This window comes from Desulfitobacterium sp., assembly GCF_034927245.1.
GTDB lineage: Bacteria > Bacillota > Desulfitobacteriia > Desulfitobacteriales > Desulfitobacteriaceae > Desulfitobacterium_A.
In genome coordinates this window covers 34,969-49,881 of the sequence record NZ_JAYFQK010000020.1, presented here as the reverse complement: position 1 = coordinate 49,881, position 14,913 = coordinate 34,969, and the positions used below count along the sequence as shown (strand labels likewise).

General features: G+C 43.2%; 14 protein-coding genes and 1 riboswitch. Of the genes, 9 read left to right on the top strand and 5 right to left on the bottom strand.

Annotated elements, in window-relative coordinates; all coding sequences use genetic code 11:
• Positions 1-35 precede the first annotated feature (35 nt).
• Positions 36-731, bottom strand: a complete 696-nt coding sequence (locus VB077_RS05700; protein WP_323414259.1) for a TerC family protein — start codon at positions 729-731, stop codon at positions 36-38.
• A 395-nt stretch (positions 732-1,126) separates the two neighbouring features.
• Between VB077_RS05700 and VB077_RS05695 the strand changes: the two genes are divergently transcribed.
• The 4 genes from VB077_RS05695 (at position 1,127) to VB077_RS05680 (ending at position 5,248) form a co-directional block, all read left to right on the top strand.
• Positions 1,127-2,266 (top strand): glycerate kinase, encoded by a 1,140-nt coding sequence (locus VB077_RS05695; protein ID WP_323414258.1) that lies wholly within the window; start codon positions 1,127-1,129, stop codon positions 2,264-2,266.
• Positions 2,267-2,313: 47 nt separating this feature from the next.
• Entirely contained in the window at positions 2,314-3,081 is a 768-nt protein-coding gene (locus VB077_RS05690; protein WP_323414257.1) for an acyl-[acyl-carrier-protein] thioesterase, read from the top strand.
• A gap of 474 nt (positions 3,082-3,555) precedes the next feature.
• Complete coding sequence (locus tag VB077_RS05685) at positions 3,556-4,236, top strand: PspA/IM30 family protein (protein ID WP_323414256.1); 681 nt, start codon at positions 3,556-3,558, stop codon at positions 4,234-4,236.
• A gap of 34 nt (positions 4,237-4,270) precedes the next feature.
• Positions 4,271-5,248 carry a TIM44-like domain-containing protein gene (locus VB077_RS05680; RefSeq protein WP_323414255.1) on the top strand — a complete coding sequence of 326 codons (978 nt, stop codon included), beginning with the start codon at positions 4,271-4,273 and terminating at the stop codon, positions 5,246-5,248.
• Between the two features lie 81 nt (positions 5,249-5,329).
• Here VB077_RS05680 and VB077_RS05675 read toward each other — a convergent pair whose 3' ends face one another.
• Positions 5,330-5,983 carry a TVP38/TMEM64 family protein gene (locus tag VB077_RS05675; protein WP_323414254.1) on the bottom strand — a complete coding sequence of 218 codons (654 nt, stop codon included), beginning with the start codon at positions 5,981-5,983 and terminating at the stop codon, positions 5,330-5,332.
• 152 nt (positions 5,984-6,135) lie between these two features.
• On the opposite strand from VB077_RS05675, the gene VB077_RS05670 reads away from it, so the two are divergent.
• Positions 6,136-7,938 carry a GGDEF domain-containing protein gene (locus VB077_RS05670; protein WP_323414253.1) on the top strand — a complete coding sequence of 601 codons (1,803 nt, stop codon included), beginning with the start codon at positions 6,136-6,138 and terminating at the stop codon, positions 7,936-7,938.
• A 98-nt stretch (positions 7,939-8,036) separates the two neighbouring features.
• Here the strand turns inward: VB077_RS05670 and cobS are convergent, their stop codons facing one another.
• The 3 genes from cobS to cobT form a co-directional block, all read right to left on the bottom strand.
• On the bottom strand, positions 8,037-8,846 hold the full coding sequence (gene cobS, locus VB077_RS05665; RefSeq protein WP_323414311.1) for an adenosylcobinamide-GDP ribazoletransferase: 810 nt from the start codon (positions 8,844-8,846) through the stop codon (positions 8,037-8,039).
• Positions 8,846-9,463 (bottom strand): bifunctional adenosylcobinamide kinase/adenosylcobinamide-phosphate guanylyltransferase, encoded by a 618-nt coding sequence (cobU, locus tag VB077_RS05660; RefSeq protein WP_323414252.1) that lies wholly within the window; start codon positions 9,461-9,463, stop codon positions 8,846-8,848. The genes cobS and cobU overlap by 1 nt, the downstream gene beginning before the upstream one ends.
• 106 nt (positions 9,464-9,569) lie before the next feature.
• A complete protein-coding gene (gene cobT, locus VB077_RS05655; RefSeq protein WP_323414251.1) occupies positions 9,570-10,697 on the bottom strand; it encodes a nicotinate-nucleotide--dimethylbenzimidazole phosphoribosyltransferase in 1,128 nt (375 codons plus the stop codon).
• A gap of 106 nt (positions 10,698-10,803) precedes the next feature.
• Positions 10,804-10,980: riboswitch (cobalamin riboswitch) on the bottom strand.
• A 211-nt stretch (positions 10,981-11,191) separates the two neighbouring features.
• Between cobT and VB077_RS05650 the strand changes: the two genes are divergently transcribed.
• The 4 genes from VB077_RS05650 (at position 11,192) to rnk (ending at position 14,794) form a co-directional block, all read left to right on the top strand.
• The gene (locus VB077_RS05650; RefSeq protein ID WP_323414250.1) at positions 11,192-12,583 is read left to right on the top strand and encodes an ATP-binding protein; all 1,392 of its coding nucleotides are present in this window, start codon (positions 11,192-11,194) and stop codon (positions 12,581-12,583) included.
• A gap of 104 nt (positions 12,584-12,687) precedes the next feature.
• The gene (locus VB077_RS05645; protein WP_323414249.1) at positions 12,688-13,797 is read left to right on the top strand and encodes a ParM/StbA family protein; all 1,110 of its coding nucleotides are present in this window, start codon (positions 12,688-12,690) and stop codon (positions 13,795-13,797) included.
• Complete coding sequence (locus tag VB077_RS05640; protein ID WP_323414248.1) at positions 13,794-14,195, top strand: hypothetical protein; 402 nt, start codon at positions 13,794-13,796, stop codon at positions 14,193-14,195. Before VB077_RS05645 ends, VB077_RS05640 begins: the two co-directional genes overlap by 4 nt.
• A 182-nt stretch (positions 14,196-14,377) precedes the next feature.
• Positions 14,378-14,794 (top strand): nucleoside diphosphate kinase regulator, encoded by a 417-nt coding sequence (gene rnk / locus VB077_RS05635; RefSeq protein ID WP_323414247.1) that lies wholly within the window; start codon positions 14,378-14,380, stop codon positions 14,792-14,794.
• The last annotated feature ends 119 nt before the right edge of the window (positions 14,795-14,913 follow it).

The following is a 14,913-nucleotide window of genomic DNA, read 5'->3' as shown; positions in this document are numbered from 1 at the left end:
ACAGCCCATTTTTGTTTGCGCTTTAATAATTTTGCCTAGGCGATTTTTCTTTGGTTATTAGAGTCAACGCTTTGCTTTTTCCTGCGATAGCCCAAAAATAATACGCCGGCAATTAAAACGGCACTTAGACCCCATTCAATGAATACATTTTCTCCGATAAAGTTTTTAACGAATGATTCACCTGTTATCATTGTCGCGGCGGTATGAGCAATAACAGCGGCTCCGATCGGAATGATGATTGGAAAGCGATTGATGGCTTTAATAACGAGTGTGCTTCCCCAGACCACAATCGGAATGCTGATCAGAAGACCGCAGATGACAAGCAAGGGACTGCCATGTGAGGCCCCGGCTACGGCAAGGACATTATCTAATCCCATCACAGCATCCGCTACGACAATTGTTCGCACAGCACCCCAGAAACTGGAACTTGCGTCTATATTATTTTCTTCGCTTTTTTCTTCGACCAGAAGGTTATAAGCCATATATACAAGAAAAAGACCGCCGATTAACATGAGTCCCGGAATTTTTAATAACCACACTGCGATGAGGGTTGCAAGGGAACGAATGAGAATTGCTCCTCCGGTACCCAAAAAGATGACTTTCTTTTGATCTTTGGCCGGTAAATTCCGCGCAGCCATTCCGATTACAATGGCATTATCCCCACCAAGGACTAAGTCCATGAGTACGATGGAGAGAAGGGCATTTAAGAATTCAGGATGAAAAAGCTCCATAACAATTTTCCTCTCTTCATTTCAAAATACGTTTAGTATACCTAAATTCGGGAATCAATATTAAAAATTAAAAATTAAAACAAAAAGACCTTCACCCCCTTATGGGCAAAGGTCTTGCTAACAACTTGAGTTGCCAGCAAAGCCAGGAATGTAAATTCCGTATTGACGACTTTGCTGTAACAGCTACTCCCCTTTGAACACTTAAAAAGAGTATATAGGATTAGGGACTGTGGGTCAATAAAAATTTTTGATTTTTATATGACGGAAGGAGTTGATTTATATGCTCTTGAATTAATGACTTATCATAATGGCTTATCAGAGTGAATAAAGAAATGCTTATTTCAGGAACTTTGTGGTTAGTCATCAGATTAAATATACCTGGAGGAAGTTAGCAGATGCATATTGTTATTGCAGTTGATTCTTTTAAGGGGAGTTTATCCAGCCGTCAGGTCGGTGAGGCCATTGACGAGGGAATCCATAAGGTTTTCCCTGATGCTACAACTTTTATTTTACCGATGGCTGACGGAGGAGAAGGAACAGTTGAGGCCCTGGTTCAAGCAAGACAAGGCAGGATTCTAAGAACGAAGGTAACTTCTCCGATCGGTGAGCAAATCGAAAGTTTCCTCGGGGAATTGCCCGAGGATACAGTCGTTTTGGAGATGGCTGCTGCTTCGGGTTTACCCCTTGTTCCGCCTGAAAAACGGAATCCTTTGGTTACAACAACAAAGGGAACAGGGGAACTGATAATCGAAGCTATGAATCAAGGAGCACATCATATTATTCTGGGAATTGGCGGCAGCGCCACAAATGACGGCGGGGCCGGAATGGCGAAAGCACTGGGTGTCAAATTCTTGGATGAAGAAGGAAAAGAACTGCCGCCGGGAGGCGGGGCGTTAGGACGACTGGCTAGGATAGACGTAAGTCAAATGGATCCCCGGTTGAAAAGCACCAAGATAACGGTTATGTGTGATGTCGACAACCCTTTATGCGGTATAAGGGGAGCATCATCAGTGTTTGGTCCTCAAAAAGGGGCAACTCCTGAAATGGTAAAAGTGCTTGATTCTAATTTAGAGCACTATGCAAAAATCATTAAAGACCAACTCAATGTCGATCTGAAAGATATCCCAGGCTCAGGTGCAGCCGGCGGATTAGGGGCGGGTTTATTAGCCTTCACTAATGCAGCATTAAAAAGCGGCATAGAGACGATTTTAGACACGGTTAAGTTTGATCAGATGCTTGAAGGGGCGGATCTGGTTATTACAGGTGAAGGCAGGATCGACAGCCAATCGCTCTTTGGCAAGGTACCCATGGGGGTGGCCATGAGAGCTGTTCGACACGCTAAGCCGGTCCTAGCCATTGTCGGATCGATTGGACCCGGCGCGGAAGCTCTTTATGTACATGGAATCAGTTCGATTGTGAGCATTGTAAATGGTCCAATGACACTTGAAGAGTCAATTGAACAGGCGTATGAATTGACAAGAGAGGCAGCGGAGAGAACGTTTCGTATTTTGAAGATCGGCAGCGCCCTGGTTTAGAGCATTTTGGTCATAATTGTTATTGCTGGCGAGGAAAGGGAAAATAAATGCAAAAGTATCAAAAAGAGTTTGAAGTTCATTACTATGAGGTTGATGTTTATCAAGAACTTACGCTGCCGGCACTTCTCGATTATCTGGAAGAGACAGCGATTGCCCATTCTGAAGCAGTTGGGTATGGAATAACCCGCCTTAAAGAGAGGGGTTATGGTTGGGTATTGAATCGTTGGCAAATTGAAATTATACATTATCCTCATCGTGGAGATAGAATTAAGGTTCAAACCTGGATGTCTAATTCTAAACGATTTTATGCGGAACGGGAATTTTTAGTTCTTAGTGCTGAGAATGAAGTGATCGCCCAGGCAAACTCTTTATGGATCTTTTTAAATTTGGAGAAAAGACGACCGCATCGTATTCCCCAGGAAATCCAAGAGGCCTACTCTCTGGTTCCGGAAAAGGTTCAATTGCTTCCTTTTCCCGATTTTAACGATAATCATTCAGGTCAAACGGAAGAATGTGAATTTATGGTCCGACGAAGTGATATTGATACCAATGCGCATGTGAATAATGTAAAATATATTGAATGGCTGTTAGAGACGATCCCTGAAGACGTGTACCGTACCTCTAAAATTTCATCACTTGAGGTTATTTATAAAAAAGAAAGTACCTATGGCCAAATTATTCATGCCTTTACAGAAGAACAACAGAAAACAGAGCAGAGAGTGTATTATGATCATCAGATTCATAAACAAGAGGGAGAAAATAAAGTAGTCTTAGCCCTCGCTAAAACATTTTGGTCCAAACAAAAAATAATTTGACATTTGTTTTTGATTTATATATACTACAGGTAATGTTTTTCCAGTTCTTTGTGAAGTGGAAAACGGCATAAAGTAAGGGGAGTAGCGAGCGGCAGAAATGCTGTTGATAGCGTCGTCATCCAGTCGATGAGACTCGGCACTATCTACGTTTACGAATTGCAAGACCTTACCCACAGCAGGGGGTAAGGTCTTTATTTTTTTATAAAGGTGGTGAGTAGAGGAAACAAATTAATGTTCACGGAAAATTAATAATTATATCATGATTTCGTGGATCCTCTTTGTTATACTAAGTGTAAACGGTTCGCCTCCCGTACCTGCCGAAAGCCGAATATTTTCGAATCACAAAATGTAAAGGATTTTACAGAGCTGTAAGAGAATAAGTAATTAGTTTAGAGTTATATATATCGTAGCAAGTTATAGTTATAGCTGAAAATTAGTATATACACAAAAGCAATGTTGAAGGGGGAAATAAAAATGGGTTTATTTACACGCGTCAAGGATTTAATGCAAGCTAATATCATGGATTTGGTGAATAAGGCAGAAGATCCTGAAAAAATGTTAAATCTCTACATCGAACAAGCATCTGATGAAGTTCGTAACTTCCAAATTCAAGTCAATCGTGCCATAGCGGATAAAATTCAACTGGAAGAACGAATTGAAACTCTCAATAAAGAAATTGCCGAGCGGACAGAGCAAGCGACCTTAGCCGTACAACAAGGCAAAGATGATTTAGCCCGAACTGCGTTGACCATGAAAAAACAAGCGGAAACAAGTATTCTTGATTTTCAAACTCAGTTAGCCGATCAAACGAAAGCCGTTGAAGATTTACAGGAAAATCTGCGTATTTTAACTGAAAAGTTGGAGAAGGCTAAGTCAGAACGTAATAATCTCGTGATGCGTCAACGCCGTGCGCAAACCATGAAAAAGGCCAATGAAACGATATCCGGGATGTCAAAATTGGATCCTATGGGAAATATTGAACGTATGGGCGATCGCGTCGAACGCATGGAAGCCGAAGCCAAAGCGTCCAAAACGATGCTGAGCAACGGGAATTCATTGGAGGATCAATTCGCCGAATTAAAAAAGAACCAAGGCAATACAGAAGTTGAGGATGAGTTAGCAAAGCTGAAAGCACAGTTTAAAAAGGAAGAATAGAAAAGAGCAAAAGATTAAAGTAGGTGTTTAGGGCATGAAGAGGCGGACAAAAAGTTTTAAGATTGCTGTTATGACCCTCTTGATCTTCGCGAGCCAGGCCAGTGTGGCCTTGGCTCGCGCCGGCGGGGGAAAAGGCGGAAGTATTGGTGGCAGTGCAGGTCGCAGCTTTAGCGGTGGCTCATTCTCGGGAGGAGGAGTTCACAGCAGCGGCGGAATCGGTGGTTTCTCTTTCTTTCCGTTTTTCTGGGGACCGTCTTTCTTTGGAGTAGGTGGGGGAGGCTCCCTCTTTGGTGGATTATTCAGCTTGCTCTTTATGCTGTTCATACTGTACCTGGTGTTTAAGGCTTTACGCATTTCCAGGCGTTCATGGGGACGAAGGGGTAACGGCCGAAGTTTTGGTAAACCCTATTCCCCGCGTTCTCCCCAAGAGTGGGAAAGGAATCCATCACCTTTATCTCCGGTTGATGTTACCGGGCGCCCGATAACGAATGACAATAATCTCCAACGTTTCGGTAAAGCAATTCAATTCACCCGTGAAAATATGCGTTATTATTCCGAAACCTTTCCGCGTTGGGATAGGGACTTCCTCGTGGGACGGGTACGGCAGGTGTTCTTTTGGTTGCAAGATGCCTGGACGCGTCAGGATCTAAGCGGCGGTGAGGACAATTTAAGTCCGTCCCTTCTGGCAAAATACCGTACGGATCTTGCAAATATGCGCAATCGCGGCGAACGGAATGTAATCAAAGAACCTACACTTCACCCGGGTGATCTGGAGTTCATCCATAGTCATCTTGATGATTCGACACAACAGTTCATTGTGATGATATCAGCGAGTTTGTTTGATTATACGGTGGATGCAACAGGTAAAATAATCGCGGGTGAAGATGATAATCGCCTATATTTCACTGAATTCTGGGAATTCAGCTGGGAAAGGAATCAATGGCTTCTCTCGAATATTTATCAAGAAGATGCCTTGGAGATTGCCAAGATCGCTCGTGGAGATGAACGTTAAAACTTGTGGATTAAATCTAAAAAATCAGTCGCCTTATATTAAAACGACTGGTTTTTTGCTTTATGCTACGAATTATCTATGTTATATTTTCCTTTGTTCGCGTTGGTCCAAGAGTTTCCAACCATAAAACGCACAGCAGATACCGATTGCACCGATGAGAAGGGCGAGTAAAAAACGCCATGGATTATCGACGAGTTTCCAAAAATCGTGACCTACCCAAGATTCCCAAGCAATCATCGGTATTTTACCTAATAAGGTAGCCCAGAAAAAAGAAGTAAATTTGATTGGAGAGAGACCGGCGGCGTAATTAACTGCTGCAGCGGGAAGAATAGGAATGAGGCGGGCGATAACAATCATATAAAAATTCTTAGCCTCTGATAGTTTAGACCATTTGCCGAGCTTAGCGAGTTTGGGGCGGGCCCATTCTTGACCAAGTGTGCGGGCAAGCCAGAAGCCGATTATCGAACCGATAAGACTTCCCAAAAGTGAAAGGCTAAAACCAAGCAACCATCCAAAGAGGAGAACATTCATTCCGGCGAGAAGAGCAAAAGGCATGAAAGGAAAGAGTATTTGTACAGCTATGATAAGAAGATCAAGAATAATCCCTTTCCAGCCCAGTTGAAGAATGAGTGATTGGATTGCCTGAGGATGCTGAAGCTTTGGATAAAGGATAACGATTATGATAATCGTAAGAACTAGGGTTAAGATCGGTACTTTTTTTTGTCGGAAACACATTATTTAATTCTCCTCTACACATATATAGAAAGAGTATAGCTGATTTCATGTAAAATGTTCAAGAGAACGGAAAAAATTTCACGATATTTCCTGGTGAGGAGATTTATGTGATAAAATAATGAAGTAGTGTGGAGATGTAAGGGTGTGGAATAATGTTCGAACAAAACTTCCAAGAATATATTCCCCTGTTTCATGAACTATTATCTGCATTGTGCGAAGATGAGTATGAGTGGGTTTTGATGAACCGTAAAGAAGTCTTTTACCTTAGTGATGGTGCAGAACTTGAAACGGGAATTTTTATAGGAATGTCAACGCAAGAAGTACCCTGGTATAACGAAATTTTTAATAAGAAAGAAAAAATCAGATTTATAAAACAAGGGTGGCGGGCGGACAAGGAGCGTTCGAGTACAATTACCGGGGTTCCCCTCGTTAATGAGTCGGGTGAAGTTGAAGGCGCTTTTTTCGTTGTAACAGAGTTCCACAATAAAATACGAGCTAATGATGTGTTAAATCTGGCTCAGGATATGGCCCGCGAAGAAGATCTGTTTACCGCATTAAATATTGTAACCCATCGTAGTTTAGACCTTTTTCAAGTTGCCATGGTTGGCTTATGGCTTTGGACGGATGGAAAATATGGAATGGGCTCTCTTAGTACATATAATGAGGAATTACGTTCTTTTGTACAAAGCAGAAAGTTTCCTGCTGATTTCGGTATAGAATGGTTTAAACAGTTTGAAGAAGAGCAAAAAAATGGTTCGCAATGCCTTATACGATCTAATTTAGACCAATTTAACGAACCTTGGGCCGAAGTACTCCTGGAATTTGGGCTGTATTCCTTTGTTTGTATACCGCTGATTCACTTTGACCAAACTTTTGGGCAAATTATTCTCTTTTCTCAAAACAATAGGAATATTGATGATGAAAACGTTTACTGGCTGCGCCAAATTGTACCCTTCGTTTCTTCCACAGTATATGAGCAACATCTGAGAATTGCCTCATTGGAACGAGAGCAGGCTTTAACCTTGCTGCTGCGAGGAACAGAAATTCTTGTTCAGGCGGAAACGGAGGAACAGCTGCTGACCGAGGCCGGCGAAATGGCGATGGAAATACTCTTTCTCCCCGGTGGATTTTTCTTTTTGTACGAGGAGGGAGAATGGAAAATTCGCGCACCCTTTGGGCGTTTAAAACAAGCGGAATGGGCATGGCAAGATTGGGTATGGAAACAAATGGTACGTGATGAGTATGATCATTTTACTAATCCCCAGGCCGTATCCCATTTCTTAGAGGTTGAGGACAATCCTGAGCAATGGCATAAAGTCTTAATTCAGCCAATCGTTAATCATAGCGGGCTGATGGGCGAACTTTGGTTAATCGATGATTTGGAATGGGCAGCAGAACAACGTCAGGAAATCTTATCGGCTTATGTTCGGGATGTTGGAGTCGCCCTAGATGCGATTCGGCAGCGTGATGAATTATCCCGTCTGGCCTCAACGGATCGTCTCACAGGCATATTGAACCGCCAGGGCTTTGATCAACGGATCCGTGAGGAAATGGCGGGAACCTTGCGTCGCAAATCTTCTTTCTTGCTATTAATTCTTGATCTTGACTATTTTAAACGTCTCAATGATACAAAAGGTCATCCTGTCGGTGATTTGGCGTTAAAGACGATTGCCCATAATTTATCCACCTCTGTTCGAGAATATGATATCGTTGCTCGGACCGGAGGGGATGAATTTACAGTTGTTTTGGCAGATTTACACTTTTCAGCGGAGGCTCAGCAGGTTGTTGAACGCATGAAATCCAGCCTTGATCTTAAACAGTTTGATTTAGATGTCTCCATTGGGGTTGCAGAATTTCCGGCGGAAGGCCGAAATTATGAAGAGTTGTATCGACTGGCGGATCAACGCTTGTATGTCGGAAAAAACACGGGTAAAGGAAAGATTATATTTAATTAGGTTAAGTTTAAAGTATATGAAAAGCCGTTTTCTTGATTCCTTAATCTCTGGAGTCAGGAGAACGGCTTTTCATATGGAAATTTGTATGAGTGTTCAAATTATGTCAAAAAGGGAACTGCGCCCAATAAAAAGATGAGCTCTGACAGCTCGATACCGGCACCGTAAAGGTCTCCGGTTAAGCCGCCTAAAAGGCGTGCAACCTTACGGAAATAATAAAAAATAAAGAAAGCGGAAACAACAAATCCTATCAGTCCAGCCCAACCTAAGAAGAAAATAGTTAAAGCTATGCAAAGCAGTCCTTCAATCCAAAAGAACCTAGGCTTTTGAAGTGTGCTTTCATGAAATCCCTTTCCCAATCCTTCCTTTCGGGCATAGGGATAAAATAGAATCCCAAACATAAAGACCCAACGCGATAACGCCGGCATGACCAAAAATGCCAAAAGAGGTGCTAAATGACTTATGGGCTGAAAGGTTAGATTAGGAAAAGATGAGAACATGGAAAAGGGTGGAGCCCCGGTTTGGAGCAAGGCTGTAAAGAGTGAGAATTTAAGGAGAAGAAGGGCACTTGCACTCAAAGCCCCAAAAGATCCAACTCGGCTGTCTTTCATAATTTCAAGCATTCTTTCGGGGGTTCGCGCAGAAAGGAGGGCATCCATGCTGTCCATAAAACCATCCATATGAATTCCACCCGATAAAAGCAATTCCTCAATGACTAAGATGGCTCCGACAACGAGGGATGGATATATGCCTTGCAGGAGAAACGCACTTAGGCTCAAGATAACGCCGAGGAGAAGACCGACGAGTGGATAATAACGCTGACTGGCTGTGAATTCCTCATGAGTGACGTCCTGAGGTGCGGGAAAAGGAAGACGGGTGAGAAAGGTTACAGCGATTAAGAATCCTCGGATCATAATAAACGCTCCTGTTGAGGTTTTAATGAGTCCAGCAGTTCTTGACCGTTCTGCTTAACCTCGATGGGATACCCCGCGACGACCCAAAAAACCTGATGGGCATAATGGGCAAGTAGTTGATTGGCACGCCCGGCCAAATCACGGTAAGAGCGGGCCATGGGGTTATCGGGAACAATTCCTTGTCCTACTTCATTGGTAACCATAATAACCTGAGGGGTTATTTCCTTAGCAAGTGACGCGGCTTCCCGGACTTGTGCCATAATTTCTTCTTCAGCTTCCGGAGAGAGAGTATCCGGGTAGGAGGACTCCGAGTTAGAACCCAGGGATTTTAGCATGAGGTTGGAAAGCCAGATTGTCACACAATCCAGAAGAACCACTGAATCTTCATCGCGAATTTCATTTAAGGCTGCTTGGATATCGAAAGGTTCCTCGATAAGCTGCCAGTCGCTCGGACGTTGTAGCCGGTGCTTTTTTACGCGTAAGGCCATTTCGTCATCGAGGACTTGAGCAGTTGCAATATAGATCACGGGTTTGCCGGGATGGGCTGCAAGGAGTTCGGCAAAACTACTTTTACCGCTGCGAGCCCCCCCGGTAATGAGTGCGAAGTTAGACATGAGGATGATTTGCCTCCTTGATTGGTATTAATACGTATATTATTCGCTTAATTGCATTTTTTACCTGCAATTTATTGAGTATGAGCGATCTTTGAAGTTTTTTTGCTTAGAAGTCTCCGGTAGAAACACCGGCTGCTTCAAAGGTGGCCATTTCATCGGCAATTTTGAGGGCGGCTTCGACCATGGGGAACATGAGGGCAGCTCCTGTTCCTTCGCCCAGTCTCATGTGGAAGTCAAGGCGCGGTTGGAGACCCAGTTTTTTTAGGGCTAAACGGTGGCCCTGTTCCTCTGAATTATGCGATGAAATCATATAAGAGGCAGAGAGAGGAGCCAGTTCTTCTGCTGTGAGTGCGGCAGCTGAAGAGATAATGCCGTCGAGGATGATGGGGACATGTTGATAGGCGGCTTCAAGAATTGCTCCTGTTAAAGCTGCAATTTCCAGACCGCCGATTTTAGAGAGGGTATCCATGGGGTCTGTGGGATCAGGTTGATTGACTTCGATGGCGCGTTTAATCACTTCTTGTTTATGGATTAGGGCATCGTTCCTGAGTCCTGTACCGCTCCCGGCGACTTCTTCTACAGAGTGTCCGGTAAAGACGGAGACGAGGGCAGCACTCGGGGTCGTATTGCCGATGCCTACTTCACCTGTTGCTAAGAGGTTAATGCCGGAGGCGATAGCTTGAGCGGCAATTTTGGCACCGGTGAGAAGGGCAAGCAGAGTCTCTTGACGAGTCATAGCCGGGCCGTGAGCCATATTATCGGTTCCGTTTTTGACTCGGTTGGCCATGAGTTCAGGGGGATCTAGGGGAACTGCAATCCCAATATCAGTAGCAATGAGTTTAGCTCCGGCATGATCAGTAAGAACATTGATGCCGGCCCCACCTTTGAGATAGCTGTAAAACATTTGAACCGTTACTTCCTGTGGCGCGGCACTGACTCCTTCGGCGACGACACCGTGATCACCGCCCATGAGCAGAACCGCCTTGCCTTTGATTGCAGGGTGTGATGTGCGGTAGATTCCCGCAAGTTGTTGGGCTATATCTTCTAAGACGCCTAAACTTCTTGTCGGTTTAATTTTAGCATCTAAACGTTGCTGCATGGCGGTGATTGCTTCTTGATCCAATTTCTCGATTTTGCTCGTAAGCTCTTTTAAGGCAGTTTCAAGGGCTTGCTCATTTGCTTCTCTCAGACTGTCCAGACCGTGGAAATTGATACTTTTGTTTACTGTTGTCATATTAATCTCCTCCATTTTTATAGGTTTTTAGTAAAAAATAAAGTCCCGCCACAAATCAATTGTGGTCGGGACTTTGCCGTCGTCGCCGTCGCTTTCCATTACCCCGGAAAGACTTTTCTTCTTAGGCAGGTCTCCTGGCTCAGACTCAAGCGCCCTGATGCTCCTTCCCAGCAGATGCCAGTGGTTTAGCAAGGGCTTGTCCTTACAGTGGTGGGTCCGCACCGGATTAGACACCGGTTTCCCTATTCTCCCCATGAGGGGCACCTAAGAATCATTGAGTATTTATTTAAATTAAGATTAACAAAAATATTTAGAAAGTCAAGATCAAATTTCAAATTTCGTACCATGAAAAATCTTTAAGCAATCTTTATACAAATGAATGGAATTAAACAAAGGGTGTGGGAAAATGCTAAATCTATGATATAATACAGCTAATATAAATGGAGTGAAGTGGGATTTGTTCTACAACACCTTAATCAAAGGAGTATCAGCTTATGAAACGGGGAGAATTGAGACAATCAGAACCATTAAAAAAAACTCAAAGATATGCTTTCCTCTTAGAGGGTTTAGTGATTTATAGATCGCTTCGTGAGGACACGGTCGTGAAAAGTTTACAGAGCGTGTTTACTTCTTTAGAACAAGAGGAGCTTAATCTGGGTGAAGTTTATCAACGGTATCATACATTCTGTGCTCTCGCCACTGAAAAGAATTGGCCGGAGTATTTATGGGATCTTGTTCTGGAAGCAGATAATGTCTTTTCACGGCAAGCCGGTTCCCAAGGGTGGGATAATCTGGAGGACGGACTTAAAACTCTTGCAATTCACGACATCATGATTCTTCAGCAGATTGCTTCTCTTCAGCCGGAAGAGCTGCGGCAGATGGTTTATGACAGAATCGCGGAACAAAATGAACCGGAATCAGATCCTAAAGCGGCGTGGTTGAGTAGACCGGAACAATGGTCCATATGGGCTCCCCAAGCGGGTGAGGTATGCCGAGATCTAAGCAGGGCAGGCCAATTCTTGGAAACAACACGCAATAAGGTTAAAAAGGTTCTGCGGACCAAAGCTAATGAAGAGGCTGCATGTGAATTGGCATTGTTCTACCAAAAAATCGGTGCAGGGCTTATGTCTACTGGTTTAGCCTTTAAATGGGATGGAAAAGCTAAAGCCCTTGTACCCGTTATGCCTGATCCGATCCGTAAGGAGCAGTTAATCGGGCAAGAGCGCGAACAAGGGATTCTCCTGGAAAACACAAAATTCTTCATTGCCGGCTATCCTGCCAATAATGTGCTTCTCTACGGAAATCGGGGAACGGGTAAATCCTCACTCGTTAAAGCTCTTCTTCATGAATATTGTGATCAGGGGTTAAGATTAGTTGAACTTTCCAAGCAAGATTTAATCGATTTCCCGTTGATTATTCGTTGTCTGGCATTTCAACCTCAAAAGTTTATTCTCTTCATTGACGATCTTTCGTTTGAAGAAACGGAATTAGCCTATAAGGCACTCAAGACCGTTTTAGAGGGGGGTTTAGAAAAGCGGCCTGATAACGTTCTTATCTATGCTACCTCGAATCGCCGGCATCTTATCCGTGAAAATTTTTCCGAGCGTCAAGGTGACGAGGTTAATGTCCGGGATACAATGGATGAAAAACTATCCCTGGCCGATCGTTTTGGGATCACGATTACATTCCCATCTCCGGATCAAGAGGAATTTTTACGGATTGTTGACGAATTGGCCGTACAGGAAGGCATAACAATTGAAAAAAACCTGCTTCGTCAGCAAGCCCTTCGCTGGGTTATGATGCATAATGCGCGTTCAGGCCGTACTGCTCGCCAATTCATAGATTATTTGGTGGCTCAACAGAAGACTGATTCGCATAATTCCTAAGACTTGAACCCAAATACCGGGTGGTAAGATATGGTTTGATGATATATAATTAAGAAAATGGATTTGTGTCGGAAAAGATTTTATCGTGACGGGGAGGAACACAAGTGTTTGAAAACGACATACTTGTAGCAGGAGGAGATCCTGGATTTGGAGCAATAAAACTGGATGCGGGAGATAGAAAAGTCCTTTTTCCGGCGGTGATCTGTCAAGGCAATGAGCGAATTTTTTCGACGTTAGGAAATCCTATTGTAACGCGCGGTTCGGAATTGGAAGAACAAATTGCTTCTTTAGATGTTGTCGTAAAAAACAATTCCACAGGTGTAGAACGTCATTATTTTATGGGGAATTTAGCCGAAAGTCTTAATCCAAATGAAGCACATTATTGCTGGGATGAGGATAAATCGACAGATGAAGAGGCTACGGCCCTTCTCGTGGTCGCTTTAGCATTAGCCCAGAAAACCCCGAAAGCCAATATTTACTTGGGAACAGGCGTTCCGGTTAAATATTATGCTGTACTTAAGGATCAGTACGAATCGCAGCTAAAAGGGTCTTGGTCTGTTAAATTCCTTTCCGGTCCTTACAAGGGAGAGGAACGTCAGTTAACCATTATACGCTCTCGGGTCTTGCCGCAGAGCTATGGTGTTTTTATTAAAGAAACATTGAATGAGTACGGGATGCCGACAAGCCCGAAGCTTTTTAACGGCTATGTCGTGGTAATCGATCCCGGCTTTAGAACGACGGATATTGCAACCTTCTATGACGGAGTGATGCTGGATCCGCCCAATTCCTTTAGTATCGAAAAAGGCTTAAAATGGGCCTATACCGGAGTTGCCGAAAAGTTAAAAGAAATGAGTATGAGTCAGCAGAACCCGATCGAGACCGATGACCAAGAGCTGGATAAGATTTTCCGTGTTCATGAAGGCTATTATCCTTGGCATAATGGGACGATTAATTTAAACCCGGTGATGAACCAAATGTTGGCTCAATTGGGAACAGATATCTCACGGGAAGTGAAAAAAGTATTAAAACCGATGCTGGGAAAAATTCATACTGTTCTTGTGGCCGGTAAGGTTGGAGAACTTGTTTATGATTATCTTCAGTTGGAAAACAAAGTATTGATAGATGATCCTCAGTTTGGCAATGCGACGGGGTTTCGGATTATGGCAGCTAACCTAGTGAATAGCCTGACGAAGAAGACGAATAATAATTCATGATCATGGGAAACTCCCTTGGGTCTTTGTTTTTTCATACTGAAGATGAAGCTCTCTGGAATACGCTTAAGAAGCTGCCAACGGAAAGATGTGTGGAACTAACAATTAAGGCTCTGCGCGAGTATTTTCAAAATCATCCGGAGATGCTGCCCGTTTTGTCTGATGATGCTAAAGCTGTTGATATGGATCATGAGTTGTATTCTAAAGAAGCGGTCATCGATAAGGCGGACGCTCCCGGACAGTCTGAGTTTAGTCTGGAATCCCTTTTTAAAATGAACCCTTCGGAAGCCAAACCTAATCCCAAATCTGATCCTGTTAATAATCTTCTTACCGTTATCGGTGAGGAAGAGGACGAAGATGTCCTTCGCTTCTTTCAACCGGATAAGAATAAAGGAAAATAGTTGATTAGAGTCTTACTATACAAATTCAGTAATAGATTTACTTTTTTAGAAATATAAACTATAATAGGGTATGAGTGGCATACATATGAATGATTGAATAGTCCGGTTAAGTCAGCGGCTATCCTGCGTAAGGCGTAAGATGGTCGCTCTATCTTTTATACAGAAAAAGGAGGAGATGAAAAATGATACGCACCATTCATATCACATTAGCTGACCGCGAACGCTTACGCAAACTCATCAGTCGTGAAAGAGAATTTGGTACGGTAAAGAATAAGGATTATTTGAAAGATCTTGAACAAGAGCTTAACCGGGCCAATATTGAGGAATCAAAGATGATCCCGTCGGATATCATTACCATGAACTCGAAGGTTCTCTTAAGGGATTTAGAATCCGGTGAAGAGTCAATCTATACGTTGGTTTATCCCGATGAGGCGAATCTTTTTGAGGACAGGATATCCGTTTTAGCCCCTATTGGGACGGCAATCCTTGGATTCCGCGAAGGCGATGTTATTGATTGGAAGGTTCCGGATGGAATCGTTAAATTGAAAGTGGAAAAAATACTTTATCAGCCGGAAGCGGCAGGAGAGTATGAACTTTAAAAAGGAACTGTTTCAGAAATAGAAGACGATCTCTATTTCTGGGACAGTTTTTTTTGTACTAACAATCTGGAATAATAAGGACAATGTGGGGGAAAATATAATATCCCTCCTAAGATTAC